The organism is Spongorhabdus nitratireducens (assembly GCA_947387575.1).
GTDB lineage: Bacteria > Pseudomonadota > Gammaproteobacteria > Pseudomonadales > Endozoicomonadaceae > CANDOC01.
The window spans coordinates 421888-441839 of the sequence record CANDOC010000002.1; the positions used below are offsets into that span (position 1 = coordinate 421888).

Sequence of the window (19952 nt, forward strand, 5' to 3'; positions counted from 1 at the left end):
TTCATTCAGAAAGGAATCTGAAAATGGAGATCGGACATCATACTTCAGAGACTACAATCAATCAGTGGAAATATGCCGGTTTCTGGGTCCGCCTGACTGCTGTTTTGGTCGATATGATTCTGATTCTATTGATCACAATCCCTCTTGCACTACTGACCTATGACTACATTTTGCCCGAAAATGACCCAACCAACGCCGGAATAGCCTGGCTGCTGATTGACTGGATCCTCCCTTCACTCTGCATCACCCTGTTCTGGATTTACAAGGCAGCGACACCCGGCAAGACCGCAATGAAAACCCAAATCATAGATGCCAAAACCGGGGGCAAACCCTCTTCCCGGCAGGCTGTTATCCGCCTGCTGGCCTACACCGCTTCTTTCCTGCCTTTGTTTATGGGCTTTCTGTGGATTGCTATCGATAAGCGTAAACAAGGCTGGCATGACAAACTGGCCGGTACACTGGTCATTCGTAACCAGTAGCCACCTTTTGCGGGCGGTATGATGGTGCTGAAGCCCGCTTTGCCCTAAGCTTGCGGGTTTGAAGTTTTCACCCTTGTGCCGCACATGATCAATATCGCTCTCTACCAACCCGAGATTCCCCCCAATACCGGTAATGTTATCCGCCTGTGTGCCAACACCGGCTTCCGGCTGCATCTGGTAAAGCCATTGGGCTTTTCTCTTGATGACAAGCGCATGCGGCGGGCCGGACTGGATTATCACGAATATGCCGATCTGAAGCTGCATGATAACTATGAAGTTCTACAGCAGGGCATGAAGGGTGGGAAGATTTATGCTTTGAGCACCAAAGGGACAACCTGTTATACCGATGCCACATTTCAGCCGGAAGACTTGCTACTTTTCGGCCCGGAAACACGGGGGCTCCCGGCGGAAATCCTTGAATCACTGCCGCCAGAGCAGGTATTGAGACTACCTATGCTCCCCGACAGCCGCAGCCTGAATCTGTCCAATACAGTATCGATTGTGGCCTACGAGGCCTGGCGCCAGATGGGATTCGCCGGCGGAAAAGTATAATTCTGTGACCGAAAATCAGGCCCGGTTAAACCGTTGAATCTGGGCTTGGGTATCGGTTGCCTCTTTTTGTGCTGTGGCAGTCGCTCCAGCGACTTTCTCTACAGTACCAAAAAATTCTGTACGACCTTCTGCTACCTGAGTGGAGGACAGTTGTTCTCCACTCAGCGGGTCAACCTCACTGCCCAAATCCTGACCCATTAAATCAGAAGCTTGCTGAACGTTTCCGGCCTGTATCTCCTGCATGGCCAGCGTGGTTTTCTCCAGCTTTTCTTTTTGCTCTTCAGCTTGCTGCTGCTGAGCCAGCAGTTTCATCATTTTGTTATGAGACAGTCCGGTACGACTGACTTCAAAGCCCTCATAAGCTTTGGCCGCCCTTTCATTCTTTGACGCAGGTTTACCGGGGAGTTCAAGCCCCAGCTTCGCAGCCAGAGCACCGGGGTTGGATGATCGTTGTAACAAATCAATATTACGCGGCCCAATAGGTCCGCGAGCAGCTTCAACAATCGCTAATGTCGCGGGAATAATGGCAGGAGCAAAAATAAAACCAAGAATGGCACCCGCTTTTTCTCCTGGAGACAGATGGCTCAGGTCAAAAACACTGCGCCGTTCCGCCAGTTTTTCATACTTGGCCAGCGTCTTTTCATGCGCCTGTTGACGGGCATCCTGGGCCGACTTGATCGTCTCTTCGTTAAATTTGACACTATTGTCCTGCAGTCTGGCATTAAGCTCAGACATCAGCTCTTGTAGTTTGTCCTCTGTCAGTGTCCCTGCCTGAGCCAAATTTTTGATTTCTGCCACAGAGCTGCCAATGGCTTTTAGCGCTGCCGAATCTCCTCCCTCCAGCCCAAGCGTAATCGATGCCAGCTTATCCAGTCGTTCTACCACTGGTCCATTTTCTGCAAGAGGTCCTTCGCCAACCGCAGCCATTGCAAACGCAAGATCAGTATGGATTCTGGAAATCTGCCCCTGAGCTGACTGTTGGTCAATATGTTGAGCTTTGACCTCCCTCAGAACTTCCTGGGCAGGAGCCGCCAACTTCAGCTGTTTCGGCTGCAAAGCAACGGGCAGCTTGCCCTGTTCATTCAGGGAAGAGGTGTCAGTAACACCAAAGCCGGTGCCAACCCGTTTAACATCTTTTGCCTGGGTACCATCAACAGGCTGGGTTTGAGGTTGCTGCTGAATCCGGTCGAGTGGATTATTGCCTATCTGGCCGGCCATCAGCTTTCTCCCCCGGCCACTTCAGCAATCCGCTTCTTCAGCATGGTGCCTCTGAGAATATGGTTGGAGTAACGCTTGTCTTTTCCGGCGACTTTCAGCGCCTCATCAAGAACCGCCAGCGCCTTATCGTAGTTTCTCAAGGCCAGATAAATATCGACCATGGCAAACAGCGGGGTCGGATCGGACGTATCCAACCCGGCAACATAGAAGAATGTTTTTGCCGCCTGACCATAGGTTTTCAGCATTTGCTGGCAGGCACCCAGCCCCATGAAATAGCGGGGTTCTTCATGATCGTGATAACAGAGGTACTGGAAAGCTTCAGCGGCCTGCTCATAGTTACCACTTTCATAATGAGCATGTGCCATGCTGTAGGTGGCTTCCATGGCTTCATCGCTGATGCCATTCAACTGTTGCAGCGTCCCGCCCCGGGCGAGAAATTCCTCCAGCGGATTATCGTAGCTTTCTGACGCGGCTGTTGGCTCGGCCATCCCTGATCCCTGTTGCCATGGCTGGTGAAATATCCTTATCTTATACAGTGTAGCCTGTAGTCCCGGCCTGTTTCCCCTTGACCAGACCCAGACAGGATATCGATCATGAGACAATCCAGACGGCGTTTTATCAAAACGGCCCTGGCCTCCCTTGCCGCTATGCCCGCCATTTTCAGCAGTCGTATTCAGGCCGCAGAGGAACAACTGATTCCTTTGCAAGAGTCAGACACTATGGCGGTCCAGTTTCAGTATAAAGATGATATAGAGGCGACAGATCCCAAGCCCTCTAATTTCAAACCAGGTTCTGACTGTGCCAACTGTCTGCTGTTCAAGCCCGGAAATAATGGCTGTGGCATTTTCCCCGGCAAATCCGTGAAGCCCAAAGGCTGGTGTCTGGCATGGGCTCCCAGGCCCAACTGATACAAAAAAGCCGGTACCCTGAAAGGATACCGGCTCGCAATAATCAGTATCAGAACTGACTATTATGTAGCGACATGCAGCTATAAAATAGCTATCAGGCAGGCTGCTGCTCAGCTTCGGCCTGCTGACGCGCCTGCTCGTACAGGGCATCAAAGTTAACCGGAGCCAGCTGCAGCGGAGGGAAACTGCCACGGGTAACCATGCTGTCGATCGCTTCACGCGCGTAAGGGAACAGGATGTTCGGGCAGAAAGCGCCCAGAGTGCGGTGCTTGTCAGCGTCTTCCAGACCCTGAACCAGGAAAATACCCGCCTGCTTGATCTCAACCATGAACATGGTCTCGCCTTCACCGGCAACAGTTGCAGTCAGGGTCAGTACCACTTCGTGCAGATCATCGCCCAGATCAGTGTTAGCAGTATTCAGGTCCAGCTTAACTTCCGGCTGCCATGCCTTGCGGAAGATTTCCGGAGCCTTCGGGGATTCAAAGGAAATATCCTTTACATAAATACGCTGCAGGGCAAACTGCGGGCCCTGTTGCTGCTGATTCTCGGCCATCTCGGTTCCTTCAATCAGTAATAAACGAGCCAGTAAAACCAGCCCTGTGAGTCAACCCAGTCACTGCTACCGGTCGGCCGGTATCAGGCCTGTGGTGTCAGTAATGTATCGAGCTCGCCACGCGCTTCCAGTGCGTAGAGATCATCGCAACCACCCACATGATGCTCGCCGATCCAGATCTGGGGCACGGACGTTCTTCCTGCCTTTGCAGTCATTTCGCGCCGGACTTCAGGTTCGCCATCGACGGAAATGCGCTTGTATTCAACACCCTTGGCTTGAAGCAGCTGTTCTGCACGGATGCAGAAAGGGCAATAGGCCGAACTGTAGATCTGAACGTCATTCATCCCTGGGGTATCCGATGTTGTTTTAATTTAGCTTTTAACTTACCAGGGGCAGGTTATCTGCCTGCCAGGTGCTTACACCACCTTTCAGACGCACAACATTTTCAAAGCCGGCATCTTTCAGGATTTTGGCGGCAGAGCCAGAGTGCTGACCCATGGCATCGACAACAATAACCGGCTTGGTTTTGTACTTGTCGATTTCCACTGCACGCTCTTTCAGTCGAGCCAGCGGAATATTAACGGCATCTACCATATGGCCGGTATTGAAGTCTTTCTTCTCACGAACATCCAGAAAGACAGCACCGTCCTGGTTTACCAGACGGGTCGCTTCATGCACGCTGACACTCTTGCCACCCTTGCGTGCTTCAGTCGCGACCAGTGCGATCAGCAGAACCACAAACGCACCAATCAGCATCGGGTGGTTTATGGTGAATTCAATCAATTGTTCCATTAGCTTTTGACTTCCCGCCAGACTTGAACGCTAAACAACGAAATCGGGCAGTATACTTGAGCTCGGTGTGAAACACACGAGCCCGGCACATGCCCCGCCAACTCTCTGCCTCACCAGCAACTCAGGGGATCATCAGTTTCTGACCGGTTCGAATCGGGTCAGATAATCTGATCTTGTTCACCTTCGCCAGCTTTGCCGTCGTAATGTTATAGCGCAAGGCAATCGCTGACAGGGTATCTCCTGCTTTGACAATGTACTGTCGCATACCCGGTGCAGTACCCACCGGCTTTCCTGCCAATCGCCGTCCTTTGGCCCAGGCCAGCCATGAATCCGGCGGCGGGCGATCGGTAAAGTAATTCCGTACCGCAGAATAGATCGCTTCAGCCACCTTGTTCTGGTGGCTGCGAGTATTCAGCTTCTTGGCTTCACCCGGGTTCGTGATAAAACCAGCCTCCACTAACATTGAGGGTATATCCGGCGATTTCAAGACCACGAATGCCGCTTGCTCCACTCTTTTTTTATGCAGGCGATTAAACTTGCCAATATTCTTCAGCACGTCATCACCCAGCTCCATGCTGGCTGACAGGGTGGAAGTCATGGATAAATCGAGCAGTACTTCTGCCAACACATCATCCTTGTCCTCCAGACTGAGTCCACCTTCACCGCCAATCAAATCCGAGCTATTTTCCTTTTGTGCCAACCAGCGAGCCGTCTCGGACGTTGCCCCGCGGTTGGACAAAACAAAGATGGAAGCGCCCCGGGCCTTTTTGTTTTTGAAGGCATCCGCATGGATCGAGATAAACAGGTCGGCTTTTGCCTCACGCGCCAGCTGGGTTCTTCGGCGAAGCTTGATGTAATAGTCACCGGTTCGTATCAGTACGGCTTTAAAGCCCGGTTCACGATTGATTTTTTCAGCCAGCTTGCGGGCAATCGACATGGTGACATGCTTTTCTTTCACCCCGCGATGGCCGATAGCACCAGGGTCTTCGCCCCCGTGGCCGGCATCAATCGCAATCACAACTTCCCTGCCTCGCGGAGATGCGGGCTTGGGCTGTTTCACCGGCTGCTTTTTTGGTTGCTGGTCAAACAAATCGATCACCAAACGGTGACCATAAGTCGCATTCGGACGTAGCAGAAAGCTGTTGGCTCTAACCGCCGTACGCAGATCAAGCACAACCCGGGTGTCAGATTTGTTGCGGGTGCCCCAGCGTATATTACTGACCGGCGTATCTTTCAACGACAGTTTGCCCGTATTGGCTTTGAACGTCGTCTTATCCAGATCAACCACCAGCCGCCCGGGGTTATCCAGGGTAAACAGGGTATGTTTCACACTGCTGCTTAAATCAAGCACCAACCGGGTTTTCTCCGGAGACTGCCAGATACGGATATCCTTCACCGTTCCGGCAATGGCCGGAACTACGGACAGTGAATAGCAGAGCAGAACGCTAAGACAAAAAAGAAAAAAGGACCTTGCCGCAAAAAGATCGAGTATGTGACGTTTCATTCCCCCTCCAGCTGTCTTCCCTGTTGCTGGACGGCTATAACAACGCGCTCACCCAGGGCAGAGCCGGCTTCCAGCCGTGCTTCTCTTCCCGGTAACCGGGGTTTAAGAGTCAGAATCAGATCCGGCTGTGGCAGACAGCCTTCTCCCCGGCAGGGCCACTCGATCAGGCACAGCGTATTCTGCTCGAGATAGTCACGAACACCGAGAAACTCCAGTTCTTCCGGATCAGCCAGACGATAAAGGTCAAAATGATAGGCAGAGCCACGAGGCAGATCGTAAGGTTCCACCAGCGTGTAAGTAGGGCTTTTAACCGCACCGGTATGACCCAGTTGCTGCATCACACCACGACACAACGTGGTTTTGCCAGCGCCCAGATCCCCCTGTAAATAAATTATTCCGCGGCCACCGCAGGCTTTGGCAACAGCACGCCCCAGCCGTACCATTGCCTGTTCATCGGGAAGGTAAAGTGCAGTGACTTCAGGCTTCATATCTCAACTGTCTGTATTCTGTATCAACATTGGCAGACGGTGTGACACAAAACCTGCTGTCACGCGTTTAACGTTACCAGCCGCCGCTGCTGATTTTGTTAATAAGCTTTCTTGCATACGGTACCAGATCTGTGGCCCGCATGCCTCGTTCACCGGACGCTGCCGCACATTCATCACCGGCCATGGCATGCAACCAGACCGCTACACCTGCTGCCTGTTCCGGCTCCAGCCCCTGAGCCAGCAGTGATCCGACAATACCGCTGAGGACATCCCCCATGCCGGCAACCGCCATTCCCGGATTACCGTGACAACACAACCGGATACCGGAAGGCCCTGTCACCAGCGAACCGGCACCTTTCAGGATGACACAGGAGCCATAACGCTCTTTCATTTCACGCACCGCACCAATACGATCGGCTTCTACTTCTGCAGCAGTGCATTTCAGCAGTCGGGCCGCCTCACCGGAATGAGGAGTCAGTACTCTGGGTGCTGTTGAGTTTCTGATCAGTTCAGGCTGTTCGGCAATCAGGTTCAGTGCATCCGCATCCAGTACCATCGGAATCTCTGTTGCCAGCGCTTTGGTCAGCACTTGCAACGACCAGTCGGTCTTGTCCAGTCCGGGCCCGACCACCAGCGCCTGTTTATCCGCCAACAACTTATCCAGCGGGTCAAGCTGCTGATCCAGCCCATAGGCCATGATTTCAGGGCAACGGATATTGAAGATCGTGGTGTGCTCAGGCTGAGTACCGACGGTCACTTTTCCTGCACCTATCGCCAACCCGGCTTCTGCCGCCATTACCGCAGCACCGGCCATACCATGATTACCGCCCAGCACCAACACATGCCCGTGCATACCCTTGTGGGCAATACGCTCACGCGGTGGCAGCAAGGACACAAAGTTATTGTGAGTCAGGCGCTGTACAGCCGGTTGTTCCTGTTCGTATACCCTATCGGCTATTTCCAGACCAGCAAATTGCAATTCACCGCAAACAGCCGGACCGGCACCCGTCAGCAACCCCTGTTTCATACCGACAAAGGTAATGGTCAAATCCGCCCGCACCGCCTGACCGGCTTCAGCGCCGGTATCAGCATTCAGGCCGGAAGGAATATCCAGTGCCAGCACCGGTGTGTTGCTGATATTGATCCGGCGAATCGCCTCAGCGTAATTACCCCGAATCGGCCCACTGAGCCCGGTTCCCAGCATGGCATCCACAACCACATCACCACTGACACCGATTTCGTCATGCCAAAGCTCAGTTTTAACTCCAGCGGCAACACAGTCCTGATAGGCCTGCAGGGCTTCACCCTGCAGTGTTTCTGGGTCAGCCAGTGCGATAACCCGGGCCGGGATTTGTTGTTTGTGTGCCAGCAGGGCAACTACATAACCATCCCCGCCGTTGTTTCCGGCACCACAGAAGATCTGGATACCCACCGTTCGGGACAAGTCCGGCCAGCGGTTGAGCAGTGCATCAAAAGCAGCCTGCCCCGCCCGTTGCATCAGGGTATAGCCATCAATTCCCTCTGCCTCGATTGCAGCCTGATCCAGCCGGCGCACCTGCTCCGCCCGGTAGAGAGATACAGGCAATCGCCCCTGTGATAAACTGACACTCATATTTTCAGTTCCTCCCGGAAACAAAGCTGAGCCGGAGATGACGCCCTGAAATAAAAAGCGGCGGCATGTCCATAGTAGAAAACAACCGCACCATTCCGCATTTGAGTCCGCACTTGATCAAAACCGATTCAGTACAGCAGTCCGCACCTTCCGGCATCATACCAACCAGAGCCGTGTTCTCAAGCAATGAGCTACAGGTGTTGACCCAGGACATCAAACGATGGGGGCGGGAGCTGGGCTTTCAGGATGTCGGCATCACTGACATTGATCTGAGTGACCATGAAGCCCACCTGAAAAACTGGCTTGATCAGGGCCTGCATGGTGACATGGAATGGATGGCAGCCCATGGCAACAAGCGTTCACGGCCCGCCGAGCTAGTGCCCGGCACCCTGCGCATTATCTCACTGCGGATGGACTATCTGCCTGCTGATACCCGTCAGATCCAGATCCTGCAGGATAAGAGTAAAGCCTATATTTCACGCTATGCGCTGGGGCGGGATTATCACAAGCTGATTCGCAAAAGAATTACCCAGTTGGGTAAACGCATTGAGCAGGAAATTGGTGCCTACGGTTACCGCGCATTTGTTGACAGTGCACCGGTGCTGGAAAGAGCTGTCGCAATGCGGGCGGGGCTTGGCTGGATTGGCAAAAACACCATGCTGCTTAACCATAAGGCCGGTTCATTTTTCTTCCTGGGTGAACTGTTTACCGATCTGCCGCTGCCTGTCGACAAACCCCAAGACAAAGTCCATTGTGGTAGTTGCACGGCCTGTCTGGATAAATGTCCCACAGATGCCTTTCTCGGTCCTCACAAGCTGGATGCCCGTAAATGCATCTCTTACCTGACGATTGAAAACTCCGGCCCGATTCAGGAAGAGCTCAGACCCTTAATCGGCAACCGGGTATTTGGCTGTGATGATTGCCAGTTGGTCTGCCCCTGGAACAAGTTTGCAAAATTCAGTGGCGAAACCGACTTCCTGCCCCGACACAAACTGGATTCCAGCGAACTGGCTGATCTGTTCCTGTGGACTGAAGAGGAATTTCTGGACCGTACCGCAGGTTCTCCCATCAGGCGGACAGGGTTTGAAGGTTGGTTGCGTAACCTTGCAGTTGGACTTGGCAATGCTTCTTCTTCGCCAAAAGTTATATCTGCCTTGAAACAGAGGCTGGACTCTCCTTCCGAGCTGATTTCAGAGCACGTCCGATGGGCACTCAATCAACATAATGCACTTTAGACTGAAAAGCTTCAGGGGCACTCAAGGGTGATCAGGGGCAATAGTACGTTGTGATCAGCCGCGATGCTGTGTTCAGCTCATCGGTATGCCCGATATACAGGTCATGATTCAGTACTCGAGACAGCTCCAGATTCATTTCCAGATTGGTATCAGCGAATACAGTGGCGGCGTCAGGAATCTTGGAGAACGCCTCCCGCTCTGCAGCCAGCGAGGCCGGTGAATTACTTACAACCAGGTTGCGAATAGTTTTCATCGCACTCTTCTGACGACATTTGCCGACATATTTTGAGTTCTTTTTACTGGCTTCATGTTTGGCTACGGCAATATCAACACTGGCCCTGTCTACCGGCTGGTGCACAAACATAATAAACAGCCGGGTATCCGCCCAGACAATATCAGCCACGCTGTTATTGACGGCTCGGGCATAACTGTAAAGCCCGATAATATCGCCACCTGAAGGCCCGATACTTGTGGGCCGCCCCGTACGCTTCCTGTAGGGATGAACATGGAAGGTGCCGGCAAAAAAGTCAGGCACCACACCGGATACGGTCAATGGCGGCAGATCAACCGATGACTTTTGACCTCTGACGACTTCACCAAACTCCAGGCTGTTTCCTCGCAGATAGAGATGACACCCGATCTCTCTGCAGCTCTCTTCTGCTTCACTGGCGATCAGTGAGAAAACCTCACACAGGCTGCCACTCAGGCATAGCTCCATTGGTTTTGAGACACAGGAACCCTGCCGGCAGGACGCCAGATAATGACTTAGAAACATAGGGGAAACAGGAAACAAGAGTATGTCGCTTAAAATAGTACAACATACTCTTTGTGGAGAAAGCTGAGTGCTAAAAAGCTGTCTTTGTTATGAAAGATTCAGGAAGTGTTCTTTGTAATACTTCAGTTCGGCAAGAGATTCACGAATATCATCCAGAGCCTTGTGAGTGCCGGCTTTGGTGAAACCACTCATAATCGAGGGCTTCCAGCGGCGTACCAGCTCTTTCAGAGTGCTGACATCAATATTGCGGTAGTGGAAGTAATTGTTCAGCTCAGGCATGTATTTGATCAGGAACCGGCGATCCTGCCCGATACTGTTGCCACACAGTGGTGATGCACCAGGCTCCAGCCACTTCCGCAGAAATTCCAGCGTCCGCTTTTCAGCTTCTGCTTCAGACACCTTGCTGGCTCGTACCCGGTCTGTGAGACCTGATGCGCCGTGGGTTTTAATACACCATTCGTTCATCTGGGCCAGACACTCGTCGGACTGATGAACAGCCAGTACCGGCCCCTCTTCGAGGACATTGAGATCCGCGTCTGTCACCAGTGTCGCAATTTCGATGATGCGATCTGTTTCAGGATCCAGACCGGTCATTTCCAGATCAATCCAGACCAGATTATCAGCTTTAGACATGAAGACGCTTCCCGGAAAACAGTTTCTGGCTCACACTGAGCTTGAAGTGATGCGTTGATAAAATGCTTATGGTTCATCATAATCGCGGCAGGAAACCCATGCAAACCAGCCATAACCCCACTACCCGGATTCTCGCCAGCCACTCCTCTTTATGAGCAAACGAAAACTCTCCCGTCGCCAGAACTGGCGAATCCAGAAAATTCAGGATGAACGTGCTGCCCGTGCCGCCAAGCGCGAGCAAAAAGCCGAAGAGCAACTCACTGCCGGAGAACTGGGCGCTGAGCAGGAAGGTCTGGTTATTGCCCATTACGGCAGCCAGCTGGATATCGAACCCATTGGCTCACCGGGTGAACTCTACCGTTGTCACCTGCGCACCAACCTGCCACCGCTGGTAACGGGTGATCAGGTCATCTGGCGTCCCGGAGCCGAAGGCCAGACAGGTGTTGTAGTTGCCCTGCAGCCTCGTAACTCGCTGTTGCAGCGTCCTGATATGCGTAACCAGCTGAAACCGGTTGCCGCCAATATCGACTATATCGTGATTGTGGTTTCTCCGGTTCCGACGCCCCATGCCAACCTGATTGACCGCTATCTTGTTGCAGCAGAAACGGTTGATATCGAGCCGGTAATCCTGCTCAACAAGACCGATCTGATCGATGACAGTAACCGTGAAGAGTTGGACGCCATGATGCGCGTTTATGAAAATATCGGTTACCGGGTGCTGCGTGCCTCAACCAAAACCGAGCACGGGCTGGATGCGATCAAGGCATTGCTGAACGAACATATCAGTGTGTTTGTTGGCCAATCCGGTGTTGGCAAGTCGTCACTGGTCAATGTTCTCTTGCCCGGTGTTGATACCCGTGTAGGAGCACTGTCCGAACTGACCGGCAAAGGTACCCATACAACCACGGCAGCCCGGCTGTTCCACTTCCCTGCGGGTGGCATGCTGATTGACTCCCCGGGAATCCGGGAGTTCGGCTTGTGGCATATCGATGAACAGCAGTTAATCGAAGGCTTCAGGGATTTCAGACCTTTCCTTGGCTACTGTCGCTTCCGTGACTGTGCTCATGAAAAAGAGCCGGGCTGTGCAATTCGTCAAGCATTGGAAGACGGAGATATTCTGCCGGCAAGAATGGAGAGTTACCGCCGGATTCTGGAATCACTGGAACAAAACTAGCTTGTGTCGCCTCTGCCTACCGGGCAGAGGTTTTCTGCAGACGGTTTATTTCATACTGTCCCGCCCTTGCAAACTGCTTGAGAAAAGTTTCCTTCTCTACAACCACAAGACGGCTGGCATGTTCTTGTGCCAACTTCTCACTGATGTTTTCATTCAGTTTTTTAGCAAGACTCGGCAAAGTGCAAGGAAACTCCCCAACAACAACCAGTTTGGCTGGTCCCTCTCCTGTGGTAGGCCTGTAGCTGGAAGGCCCTGGCGTAAAGCGAAAGTTGATATCCCTAATCAAGGAGTCCACCGCATACTGCACCGCCTGATTGGCCTGAGTTCGTCCATTTTCGAAGTCACCCGCTGTCACTTCAAAGCTATAGCTTTCAGCTACAGGACTATATTGCTCTGTCACTGCAATCCTGCAAACGATCTGTCCCAATTCATTCATTTCACCCCAGCCTGCCGGCCGTTGCAGAAAGTGAGTAAAGGGTTTCTCTCTAACAGTGTACTGATCATAACCTGACGCATATTCACAGAGCGCCATCAGCTTCACCAACTCCGCTCCACTTCGTTTATTCAGCCCAATCCGTTGTTCATAGTTTGCACGGGATAGATTCGGAAGCTGATTACCGGATTCATCATAGAAAAGAGCTGAAATACATTTCTCGGCAACAATGCTGCCCACCTGCCACTGCCCACCATCCTCACCATGTCGGGCAAACGAGGGCTTCAGCGCTTCAGACATTTCCCCGTCCCGAATCATGTAGCACAAGTCACATGTGGCAGCATGGACAACATCAACATTCTGAACCATGCCTTCAATGCTTCCATCCCCGGCCACCAGCTGAGCAATACGCCCGGGAATACACTGGTCACCAGCCATCCAGAAGGCATTACTTTCTATGGTAAAACCCTGAGACTCAAGAATTGAGCTGACAACATCTTTGAAGTACTGCTCTCGGGTATTCAGGCTGGCTGATTCTGTGTGTATGGAAAGGTATTGATGAGCAGGAGTGAAAGTTACTTCACCCGGAGTAACTGCTTGTTTGGCATAGGCCTCATAGCCTGCAATACCGACAAAAATCCTGCACTGTTTTACTGCCTGGTCATTAATCCCGAAAGCCTTCACAGCTTTCTTGAAGCCATATTCAAAAACGACTATTGCGTCAGCCAGAACCTTCATCGAGGAAGGTAAGCCCCACAATTCAGGCTCTATGACTCTACCGGTTTCAATGGTGAGCAGTGATTCCGGCTTCAGGGAAACTGCATTTGAAGTTGTTTCTACAATGGAAAAATAAGCATGAGCATTACCCATACCAACAATAATGTCGTATTGTTTTGCAGTAGCGATAACAGGCAAAAAAAACATTATCAGTACAAGAAACTTCACTTGAAAGGAAACTCTTGAGTTGAGAGCCTATCTGCCGGCAAATCCTTGAACATGCCGGCAGATACCCATATCACAGAAGAGGCATCTATCGACTATTACCTCACAAGCGCAGCCCTGCGATCCATTTCTGCACGTCCTGCGATCGGCAAAGCGTCCATAAAAGTTTTACGATTGACCAGCTGAATCCTTTTGGCTTTGCTCTCATCAAGTCTTGTTTGTAGTGTTTCCGATTTCAGGCGTGAGTCCAAATCCTGCAGTACCCAAGCGAGTTCACCAGCAATAAGAATTGGTGGCAGCTCATCTCCTCCCGAAGGAACTGTATAAGGAGGGTTACCATCAGGGACTGCTGCACCGGGCATAAACGAGCCATTCACAACTTTAATCAGTGTTTCTATTGTTTCGGTGATATAAGCTTCGGCTTCACACTGCGCCCGACAGATATCAGAATCGGATACAACAATACTTTCGTAAGTAGATTTTTGACATACAGCATGCCCATCAGCAGCAATACTACACACCATCTGACCTGTTTCATTCTTTTTGCCGATAGCAAGATAGGTTAGCAGGTGCTTTTTTTTCTTTTCAGCTTCTACCCATTCTGTTTCATAATATTTTGCAGCAAATTCACTCTTTGCCATCACTTTAAGAAGGCAAGCATTTTCTCCTGTCAGCCCAGCTACAGTGAGTTCATAATCGTCATCGCTGCAGTTTCCAAACTTTGCTTTCAGGCAACCGTCAAGCAGTTGCTGGCCTATTCTCCACTGACCACCATGTGTACCTGGACGTCCATCTTGACGCTTGAGAGCTGTGGGTGGCTTACCATCACGAATTTGATAAGGTGTTACACAGGATGCCACATGCAAGAAGTCCAGATTGTTAACAGGTCTTGAAGCATTTTTGCTTGCTACATACTGTAAAACTTGAGCAAGAATGACCTGGTCTCCTTCAAGCCACATCTGGCCTGGTTTCACAATAAAGCCTTTTCCATTCAGCAATTCAGTGAAGACTTCCCGAAAAAACTTCTCTCTTCCGGTTTTATCTGCACCTCTCATAACAGGAATGGTATAGGCAACAGCTTTGGGACATTTCTGTAAACTCTTTTCATCCAATGAAACTGATGAAGGGGCCCATTCTTTCCCATCCCAGACTGCACGACAGCCTGCCGCACTGATAAAAACCCGGCATTCGTGCTTCTCTTGAGCATCAGGGTCCAGACCTAATCCTTTTACCGCCTGATCAAGTGCATAAGCAAATGCATACACCGGTGAGTCTGTACTCCACAAGCCAGAGGGATGCCCCGCCATTGCTCCGCAGATGACAGACCCAGACTCGACTACAGAACTTTTTCCTGCAGAGGCGCTGGAGTCTTGTTCCGAGATAGCAATATATACATGGGCATTCCCCATATAGGCAGTGATATCAAAAGATCTGGCCTGAACATAATTCAAACCAAGAAGACTTATAAATAGGCTTATGAAAGCCTGTTTCAGGTATTTCATTGAGGGGAACCCTTCCTGCTTTCGGCCATTATTTTCTATAGTGAGTTGTGACCCGGAGAAAGGTTTGTAGTTCCTTTTGGCACGATCGGATTAACCGGATATCACACGTTTCAGGACTTGAGAATTGCTTTATGTTCCCCGCCGCCCGTATGACCGATATGACCCTCTGCCCCAAGTTTGAAGGCCCGGTGCCTCATGTCGGAGGCCCGGTATTGCCGCTGCCGATCACCTGCCTGATTGGTGGCCTGCCTGCCGCAGTGATGAATCAGCCCTGCCTGTGCGCCATGTGTGGTAACCCTCCAACCATCCAGATGGGTACACCCAATATTCTGGTCAGTGGTATGCCGCTGGCTTTTATCGGGGATATGGTTGGCACCAGTGGCGGGGAGCTGATTATGGGTTGTCCGACCGTACTCGTTGGCTGATGAGAAAAGACTGGTGGAAAAATTTAGCTTCACCCGGCCAGCGCCCCGCTCTAGAATCGCCTGACGCCTATAAAACAGACAATGGCTTCACAGGAGCGAAGTAACAATGACAACTCTGAAAGATCTGCCCCTGATCATTGAGCCCGATCAATTGGAGCCGCTACTGAATGAGCCAGGCCTGCGTATTGTGGATCTGTGCAATATCCAGCTTTATCAACAGTTGCATATCCCCGGCGCTGTTCATGTCGAGCCCCGTCGGCTGATCAGCGGCATGCCGCCGGCTACCGGCAAACTTCCGTCTGTTGAGCAGCTACAGCAAATGTTGGGTGCAATCGGCCTGCATGAAGATATGCATATCGTTGTCTACGATGATGAAGGCGGTGGCTGGGCCGGGCGTTTTATCTGGACGCTGGATGTTATCGGCCACAAGAACTACTCCTGCCTTAATGGTGGTATCCGTTCATGGCTGGATGGCAAGCACCCTGTCAGTAACACCGTACCAAGCGTTGAGCCCTCACAACCTGCAGTCACTATTAATCCGGATGTGATCGCTTCAGCAGAATACATCATGGATAAAATTGGCAACCCGACCACTGTTATTTGGGATGCCCGCTCTCCGGAAGAGTACCGGGGCGAGCGAATACTGGCTCAAAGAGGGGGACGAATTCCCGGAGCAGTCAACTACGAGTGGACCCGCAGTATGGACTTTCAGAACAGCTTTCGTATTCGTGACAACGTAGAGTCCGAGCTGGCTGAGCTAGGTATTACAGCAGACAAAGAGATTATTACTCACTGCCAGACGCATCACCGCTCCGGCTACACCTATCTGGTGGCCAAAGCACTGGGATTCAAAAATGTCCGTGCCTATGACGGTTCCTGGTCCGAGTGGGGCAACCGGTCGGATACTCCGATCGAAAGGTAACGGCTTATCCGGAAAAAGTGAACAAATGCAGCACATGTCTGCACTTTGCGCACTCTGGTTTGCTTTTTGCAGAAGCAAGAACGTGTAAAAGCGGTGCTTCTCACCTGTAAAGAGAATGAGAAGCGTATTTCTTCGGGCTATGCGGTTGGCTACAATGTCGCCTCACACGATTTTCAAGAAGAGCAACGCGTGAACGGTAAACTTTTTGCGTCTATCCAACATATTCTGCCTCACCACCTGATTTCCCGTGCGGTATCCGGTGCGGCTGAATGCACCATGACCGGTTTCAAGAATGCCCTGATCAAAGGGTTTGCCAACCATTTCATGGTTGATATGAGTGAGGCGCAGGAGCCCGATCTTAAGGCTTATAAGAACTTCAATGACTTCTTTACCCGTCCGCTGAAGGATGGCGTACGCCCTCTGCCGGAAGACAAGACCCTGCACAGCTGCCCGGCTGACGGAGCCATCAGCCAGATCGGCGATATCCGTCTCGGCCGTATTTATCAGGCCAAGGGCCATGATTACAGCCTGACGGCCCTGCTGGGTGGTGATACCCAACTGGCTGACGAGTTTATGGAAGGCAAGTTTGCCACCATCTACCTGTCTCCCCGTGATTATCACCGGGTACACATGCCGGTAAAAGGCACCCTGCGCAGCATGACCTATGTGCCGGGCCGTCTGTTTTCAGTGAACCAGGATACGGCTGAAAACGTACCGGGTCTGTTTGCCCGCAATGAGCGGGTAGTCTGTATTTTTGATACCGATAATGGTCCAGTGGCAATGGTTCTGGTCGGTGCCATGATCGTAGCCAGTATCGAAACCGTTTGGGCAGGTCTGGTAACGCCACCTCGCCGAATGCTGAAAGAGTTCGACTATACCACCCACGGTCGCCGTCAGATCAAACTGAAGCGTGGTGATGAAATGGGCCGCTTCAAGCTGGGTTCTACCGTCATTATGCTTTACGGCCGTGATCAGATTGAGTGGCTGGAAGGTCTTTCTGCCGGTGATCCTGTACGGATGGGACAGGCACTGGCAAAGCCAGTGGTTGCAGCGGCTGAAGAAAAGTCAGACGAAGACAAAGCCTGATAGCCAGTAGAAACCAGTCAGTCGAAAAAAAGCTGTCACAGTCACCTGTGGCAGCTTTTTTAGCATCAGAGCTTAACGAATTGCGGATTCATTAAAGTCGACAAAGAGTTCCTGACACAGCACACGCATATAATCCCGCAGGTATTCGGTGCGTTCCTGCGCAATCTTTTTCCCGCCTTCAGTTTTCATACTTCCGGCCAGTTTCAGCAGTTTGCACTGGAAATGGTCCAGCGCGAACTCCTGATCATTCAGTTCGCGATTCTCTGCCAGCGGATCAACCGGATCAAACATGCTGCGCTTCATTCTACCAGAGGTGTAGAACACCCGGGCCAGACCTATGGCTCCGATGGCTTCCATTCGATCAGCATCCTGCACAATTTCGGCTTCTGTGGTTTCTGTAGGAATACCGGCTGAAAAACTGTGAGCCTTTACCGCATGGCAAACATTTTCAATTTTATCTGCCGGGAAATTTACCTGTTGCAGGATTTCCCGGGTCTTTGCTGCGGCCAGAGTAGAAGCAGTAGAACGCTCAGGATGGTCCTTGGGCAGGGTGACAACATCATGCATATAACATGCAGCCAGAATAGTCAGTAGATCGGACGGGCGAGACTCTCCTTCAGCGATCTGGCGCGCAACATGCCATACGCGGTGAGCATGGTGCACATCGTGGGAAGCATCGTCCCCGGTATTCTGTGCCAGAATGGCGGCCAGGCGGGCTTCCCACTGTTCGAGAGTTTGTTCAGATTTTTTTTCAATGGTCATGGCTGATAACGCTGACAGGTACGGCTGTTAATTCGGGGAGCATCGTGCATAAATGCATGGCTGTGTACAAGCACATTTTTTCCCTGTAACTGGATCACACCGTAAACCGGAGGCTCGGGCGAGACATAACCCGGCTTGTCATTTTCCATTTCCATCGGAGTCTGATGAACCAGCGAAGGCAGACAACTGAAGCTGATTCCGTTCCAGCAGCCATTAACATGGCGGTGGAGATGACCAAAAAACAGATGGGCTATGCGCTCCTTGTAAGGCTCGATACACGCCACGAATTCATCGGCATTTGCCAACGCATCCTTGTCCATATTGGGAATACCAACCGCCAGCGGTGGATGATGCATAAACAGGAATAAAGGCCCAGAGGTCAGCTCCATTTGCTGCTGCAGCCAGTTCAACCGCGCCTGGCATAGCCTGCCACCCCGCTTGCCATCATCCAGTGTATCGAGAAAGATCAGATGGGCATCACCGACAGGAACCGAGAACTGCACATAGTCACCGGCAATGACCGGCAAATCAGGAAAGTATTGCGCCAACAAACCTCTGTCATCATGGTTACCGGGAATCAGATAAACAGGGTAATCAAGAGACGACAGGCGTTCTGCCAATAGCTGATAGGCGGATTCCTCGCCCCAGTGGGTCAGGTCTCCTGTGATTACACAGCCGTCCGCATCGGGATGCTCTTGTTCTATACGATCAAGGCAGGCATCCAGCCGGGCCAGCGGATCAATATCATAATTGATCCGGCCAGCCGGAATGAGTTGCGGGTCAGTGAACCAGATCAGTTTGGCGGATGAGGCAGTCATACCGGGCTTTTTATTCTGTGTTATTTCACAGTGTTGCCTCAAATAGCCCGGTCGGCAAGCCGGTTACTGCTGGCTTATCGCCTTTTCCAGCTCATTCACAAGGCGTTGGGTCTGCTCCAGCGTCCCCAGTGTAATACGAAGACCGACCTTACCTTGCTGATTTTTCTTGGGCCGAACCAGTACGCCTGAAGCCTGAAGTTGTTGATTCAGTGCTTCAGCCTGTTCCGGAAAAGCAAAGATAAAGTTGGCACTGGCCGGCCAGAAGGGGATGCCATGCTGGTGCAGGAATGATTCCAGCAGAGGTTTCGACTGCTCCAGCACCTCGGATACAAACGACTGCATATATTCCGGTTCATCCAGTGCAGCCCGTACGGCAACTTCGGCAAACTGGTTCACATCGTAGGGGCCACGGATATTCAGCAGGGCATTAATATTTTCCGTTGCACTCATTACATAACCGAGCCGGATAGAGGGCAGCCCCCAGGTTTTGGAGAAGGTTCGGGTAATAAATAGATTAGGTAAAGCAGTCAGGTGATCCTTGACCGTGACCCGGGTATATTCGAAATAGCATTCATCGACAAGAATGGCGCAGTCAGGAGCCGCTTGGGCAATCCGAACAATATCTGCTTCAGAAACCAGTGTGCCCGTCGGATTATTGGGATTGGATATTACAATTAGCCGGGTTGCAGGGGTGACCGCTGCCAACACGCCCTCAACCGGAAAACCTCCGGTCTCAGTGAATTCCGGCTCAATAATTTTTGCCCCTTCAACCTGGGCAATCTGGTTATACATGGCAAAGCTGGGTGACGGGATAATAACTTCATCACCGACATTACAGGTTGCCCGGATAATCAGGTCGATTCCCTGATCAGAACCATTGGTAATCATCAGTTGTTCTGATGGAACCCCGGCGTATTCAGCAATACGCTGGCTCAGGTCACCATAAGCCGGGTAGGTCTGCAAATGATCAGTCTGAATATAATCAATCAGCGCCTGACGCACTTTCGGACTAACGGGAATGGTTCTTTCATTGAAGTCCAGCAGCAGGTGCCGGTCAGCATTACGCCCTTCAAGCGGAGGAGAATAGGCGCCCATTTTTGTTATACGGGATTTGCAAACGCTCATTATCTGGCTTCCGT

At 51.6% G+C, this 19952-nt stretch carries 23 protein-coding genes; 8 read left to right on the forward strand and 15 right to left on the reverse strand.

The window, feature by feature from the left end:
• The first annotated feature begins 23 nt into the window (after positions 1 to 23).
• Together ACYZZ0_RS06470 and trmL are read left to right on the forward strand one after the other, a co-directional pair.
• Positions 24 to 479 (forward strand): RDD family protein, encoded by a 456-nt coding sequence (locus ACYZZ0_RS06470; RefSeq protein ID WP_461535779.1) that lies wholly within the window; start codon positions 24 to 26, stop codon positions 477 to 479.
• 84 nt (positions 480 to 563) lie between these two features.
• Positions 564 to 1031: a tRNA (uridine(34)/cytosine(34)/5-carboxymethylaminomethyluridine(34)-2'-O)-methyltransferase TrmL gene (gene trmL / locus ACYZZ0_RS06475; protein WP_461535780.1), complete on the forward strand. Its 468-nt coding sequence runs from the start codon at positions 564 to 566 to the stop codon at positions 1029 to 1031.
• A gap of 15 nt (positions 1032 to 1046) precedes the next feature.
• Here trmL and ACYZZ0_RS06480 read toward each other — a convergent pair whose 3' ends face one another.
• Both ACYZZ0_RS06480 and ACYZZ0_RS06485 read right to left on the reverse strand, forming a co-directional pair.
• A complete protein-coding gene (locus ACYZZ0_RS06480) occupies positions 1047 to 2249 on the reverse strand; it encodes a hypothetical protein (protein ID WP_461535781.1) in 1203 nt (400 codons plus the stop codon).
• Complete coding sequence (locus ACYZZ0_RS06485) at positions 2249 to 2737, reverse strand: SycD/LcrH family type III secretion system chaperone (protein WP_461535782.1); 489 nt, start codon at positions 2735 to 2737, stop codon at positions 2249 to 2251. The genes ACYZZ0_RS06480 and ACYZZ0_RS06485 overlap by 1 nt, the downstream gene beginning before the upstream one ends.
• Before the next feature lie 105 nt (positions 2738 to 2842).
• Between ACYZZ0_RS06485 and ACYZZ0_RS06490 the strand changes: the two genes are divergently transcribed.
• Positions 2843 to 3157, forward strand: a complete 315-nt coding sequence (locus ACYZZ0_RS06490; protein ID WP_461535783.1) for a high-potential iron-sulfur protein — start codon at positions 2843 to 2845, stop codon at positions 3155 to 3157.
• Positions 3158 to 3251: 94 nt separating this feature from the next.
• On the opposite strand, the gene secB is transcribed toward ACYZZ0_RS06490, so the two are convergent.
• The 6 genes from secB to ACYZZ0_RS06520 all read right to left on the reverse strand — a co-directional run bounded on the left by secB (position 3252) and on the right by ACYZZ0_RS06520 (position 8106).
• Positions 3252 to 3710, reverse strand: coding sequence for a protein-export chaperone SecB (gene secB, locus ACYZZ0_RS06495; RefSeq protein WP_461535784.1), 459 nt, complete (start codon positions 3708 to 3710; stop codon positions 3252 to 3254).
• A gap of 83 nt (positions 3711 to 3793) precedes the next feature.
• The gene (gene grxC / locus ACYZZ0_RS06500) at positions 3794 to 4054 is read right to left on the reverse strand and encodes a glutaredoxin 3 (protein ID WP_461535785.1); all 261 of its coding nucleotides are present in this window, start codon (positions 4052 to 4054) and stop codon (positions 3794 to 3796) included.
• Between the two features lie 34 nt (positions 4055 to 4088).
• Positions 4089 to 4502, reverse strand: coding sequence for a rhodanese-like domain-containing protein (locus ACYZZ0_RS06505; RefSeq protein WP_461535786.1), 414 nt, complete (start codon positions 4500 to 4502; stop codon positions 4089 to 4091).
• 121 nt (positions 4503 to 4623) lie between these two features.
• Positions 4624 to 6006 (reverse strand): N-acetylmuramoyl-L-alanine amidase family protein, encoded by a 1383-nt coding sequence (locus ACYZZ0_RS06510; protein ID WP_461535787.1) that lies wholly within the window; start codon positions 6004 to 6006, stop codon positions 4624 to 4626.
• A complete protein-coding gene (gene tsaE / locus ACYZZ0_RS06515; RefSeq protein ID WP_461535788.1) occupies positions 6003 to 6494 on the reverse strand; it encodes a tRNA (adenosine(37)-N6)-threonylcarbamoyltransferase complex ATPase subunit type 1 TsaE in 492 nt (163 codons plus the stop codon). Before tsaE ends, ACYZZ0_RS06510 begins: the two co-directional genes overlap by 4 nt.
• Positions 6495 to 6567: 73 nt before the next feature.
• Positions 6568 to 8106, reverse strand: coding sequence for an NAD(P)H-hydrate dehydratase (locus ACYZZ0_RS06520; RefSeq protein ID WP_461535789.1), 1539 nt, complete (start codon positions 8104 to 8106; stop codon positions 6568 to 6570).
• A gap of 65 nt (positions 8107 to 8171) precedes the next feature.
• Here ACYZZ0_RS06520 and queG point away from each other — a divergent pair, with 65 nt between their 5' ends.
• On the forward strand, positions 8172 to 9341 hold the full coding sequence (gene queG / locus ACYZZ0_RS06525) for a tRNA epoxyqueuosine(34) reductase QueG (protein WP_461535790.1): 1170 nt from the start codon (positions 8172 to 8174) through the stop codon (positions 9339 to 9341).
• Positions 9342 to 9372: 31 nt separating this feature from the next.
• On the opposite strand, the gene ACYZZ0_RS06530 is transcribed toward queG, so the two are convergent.
• Together ACYZZ0_RS06530 and orn are read right to left on the reverse strand one after the other, a co-directional pair.
• Complete coding sequence (locus tag ACYZZ0_RS06530; RefSeq protein WP_461535791.1) at positions 9373 to 10116, reverse strand: hypothetical protein; 744 nt, start codon at positions 10114 to 10116, stop codon at positions 9373 to 9375.
• 87 nt (positions 10117 to 10203) lie between these two features.
• Complete coding sequence (orn, locus tag ACYZZ0_RS06535; protein WP_461535792.1) at positions 10204 to 10749, reverse strand: oligoribonuclease; 546 nt, start codon at positions 10747 to 10749, stop codon at positions 10204 to 10206.
• A gap of 151 nt (positions 10750 to 10900) precedes the next feature.
• On the opposite strand from orn, the gene rsgA reads away from it, so the two are divergent.
• A complete protein-coding gene (gene rsgA / locus ACYZZ0_RS06540; RefSeq protein WP_461535793.1) occupies positions 10901 to 11923 on the forward strand; it encodes a small ribosomal subunit biogenesis GTPase RsgA in 1023 nt (340 codons plus the stop codon).
• 16 nt (positions 11924 to 11939) lie between these two features.
• Here rsgA and ACYZZ0_RS06545 read toward each other — a convergent pair whose 3' ends face one another.
• Positions 11940 to 13301 carry a hypothetical protein gene (locus tag ACYZZ0_RS06545; protein ID WP_461535794.1) on the reverse strand — a complete coding sequence of 454 codons (1362 nt, stop codon included), beginning with the start codon at positions 13299 to 13301 and terminating at the stop codon, positions 11940 to 11942.
• A 95-nt stretch (positions 13302 to 13396) separates the two neighbouring features.
• Positions 13397 to 14800, reverse strand: a complete 1404-nt coding sequence (locus ACYZZ0_RS06550) for a hypothetical protein (RefSeq protein ID WP_461535795.1) — start codon at positions 14798 to 14800, stop codon at positions 13397 to 13399.
• 131 nt (positions 14801 to 14931) lie between these two features.
• Here ACYZZ0_RS06550 and ACYZZ0_RS06555 point away from each other — a divergent pair, with 131 nt between their 5' ends.
• From ACYZZ0_RS06555 to asd, 3 genes are all read left to right on the forward strand, one after another.
• Positions 14932 to 15225: a PAAR domain-containing protein gene (locus ACYZZ0_RS06555; RefSeq protein ID WP_461535796.1), complete on the forward strand. Its 294-nt coding sequence runs from the start codon at positions 14932 to 14934 to the stop codon at positions 15223 to 15225.
• Between the two features lie 106 nt (positions 15226 to 15331).
• Positions 15332 to 16147: a sulfurtransferase gene (locus ACYZZ0_RS06560; protein WP_461535797.1), complete on the forward strand. Its 816-nt coding sequence runs from the start codon at positions 15332 to 15334 to the stop codon at positions 16145 to 16147.
• Between the two features lie 189 nt (positions 16148 to 16336).
• Complete coding sequence (asd, locus tag ACYZZ0_RS06565) at positions 16337 to 17233, forward strand: archaetidylserine decarboxylase (RefSeq protein ID WP_461535798.1); 897 nt, start codon at positions 16337 to 16339, stop codon at positions 17231 to 17233.
• A gap of 72 nt (positions 17234 to 17305) precedes the next feature.
• Here asd and ACYZZ0_RS06570 read toward each other — a convergent pair whose 3' ends face one another.
• From ACYZZ0_RS06570 to ACYZZ0_RS06580, 3 genes are all read right to left on the reverse strand, one after another.
• Entirely contained in the window at positions 17306 to 17995 is a 690-nt protein-coding gene (locus ACYZZ0_RS06570; RefSeq protein WP_461535799.1) for an HD domain-containing protein, read from the reverse strand.
• The gene (locus ACYZZ0_RS06575; RefSeq protein WP_461535800.1) at positions 17992 to 18813 is read right to left on the reverse strand and encodes a phosphodiesterase; all 822 of its coding nucleotides are present in this window, start codon (positions 18811 to 18813) and stop codon (positions 17992 to 17994) included. Before ACYZZ0_RS06575 ends, ACYZZ0_RS06570 begins: the two co-directional genes overlap by 4 nt.
• A gap of 63 nt (positions 18814 to 18876) precedes the next feature.
• On the reverse strand, positions 18877 to 19938 hold the full coding sequence (locus ACYZZ0_RS06580) for a pyridoxal phosphate-dependent aminotransferase (protein ID WP_461535801.1): 1062 nt from the start codon (positions 19936 to 19938) through the stop codon (positions 18877 to 18879).
• Between the last annotated feature and the right edge of the window lie 14 nt (positions 19939 to 19952).

Excerpts from the sequence above, each read along its gene's own strand:
- ACYZZ0_RS06560 (WP_461535797.1), top strand. The coding sequence starts at position 15,332 with ATGACAACTCTGAAAGATCTGCCCCTGATCATTGAGCCCGATCAATTG.
- queG (WP_461535790.1), top strand. The coding sequence starts at position 8,172 with ATGTCCATAGTAGAAAACAACCGCACCATTCCGCATTTGAGTCCGCAC.
- rsgA (WP_461535793.1), top strand. The coding sequence starts at position 10,901 with ATGAGCAAACGAAAACTCTCCCGTCGCCAGAACTGGCGAATCCAGAAA.
- ACYZZ0_RS06555 (WP_461535796.1), top strand. The coding sequence starts at position 14,932 with ATGTTCCCCGCCGCCCGTATGACCGATATGACCCTCTGCCCCAAGTTT.
- ACYZZ0_RS06470 (WP_461535779.1), top strand. The coding sequence starts at position 24 with ATGGAGATCGGACATCATACTTCAGAGACTACAATCAATCAGTGGAAA.
- ACYZZ0_RS06575 (WP_461535800.1), bottom strand. The coding sequence starts at position 18,813 with ATGACTGCCTCATCCGCCAAACTGATCTGGTTCACTGACCCGCAACTC.
- secB (WP_461535784.1), bottom strand. The coding sequence starts at position 3,710 with ATGGCCGAGAATCAGCAGCAACAGGGCCCGCAGTTTGCCCTGCAGCGT.
- ACYZZ0_RS06530 (WP_461535791.1), bottom strand. The coding sequence starts at position 10,116 with ATGTTTCTAAGTCATTATCTGGCGTCCTGCCGGCAGGGTTCCTGTGTC.
- trmL (WP_461535780.1), top strand. The coding sequence starts at position 564 with ATGATCAATATCGCTCTCTACCAACCCGAGATTCCCCCCAATACCGGT.
- ACYZZ0_RS06520 (WP_461535789.1), bottom strand. The coding sequence starts at position 8,106 with ATGAGTGTCAGTTTATCACAGGGGCGATTGCCTGTATCTCTCTACCGG.
- ACYZZ0_RS06505 (WP_461535786.1), bottom strand. The coding sequence starts at position 4,502 with ATGGAACAATTGATTGAATTCACCATAAACCACCCGATGCTGATTGGT.
- ACYZZ0_RS06480 (WP_461535781.1), bottom strand. The coding sequence starts at position 2,249 with ATGGCCGGCCAGATAGGCAATAATCCACTCGACCGGATTCAGCAGCAA.
- ACYZZ0_RS06570 (WP_461535799.1), bottom strand. The coding sequence starts at position 17,995 with ATGACCATTGAAAAAAAATCTGAACAAACTCTCGAACAGTGGGAAGCC.
- ACYZZ0_RS06580 (WP_461535801.1), bottom strand. The coding sequence starts at position 19,938 with ATGAGCGTTTGCAAATCCCGTATAACAAAAATGGGCGCCTATTCTCCT.
- grxC (WP_461535785.1), bottom strand. The coding sequence starts at position 4,054 with ATGAATGACGTTCAGATCTACAGTTCGGCCTATTGCCCTTTCTGCATC.
- ACYZZ0_RS06510 (WP_461535787.1), bottom strand. The coding sequence starts at position 6,006 with ATGAAACGTCACATACTCGATCTTTTTGCGGCAAGGTCCTTTTTTCTT.
- tsaE (WP_461535788.1), bottom strand. The coding sequence starts at position 6,494 with ATGAAGCCTGAAGTCACTGCACTTTACCTTCCCGATGAACAGGCAATG.
- orn (WP_461535792.1), bottom strand. The coding sequence starts at position 10,749 with ATGTCTAAAGCTGATAATCTGGTCTGGATTGATCTGGAAATGACCGGT.
- ACYZZ0_RS06550 (WP_461535795.1), bottom strand. The coding sequence starts at position 14,800 with ATGAAATACCTGAAACAGGCTTTCATAAGCCTATTTATAAGTCTTCTT.
- ACYZZ0_RS06490 (WP_461535783.1), top strand. The coding sequence starts at position 2,843 with ATGAGACAATCCAGACGGCGTTTTATCAAAACGGCCCTGGCCTCCCTT.
- ACYZZ0_RS06485 (WP_461535782.1), bottom strand. The coding sequence starts at position 2,737 with ATGGCCGAGCCAACAGCCGCGTCAGAAAGCTACGATAATCCGCTGGAG.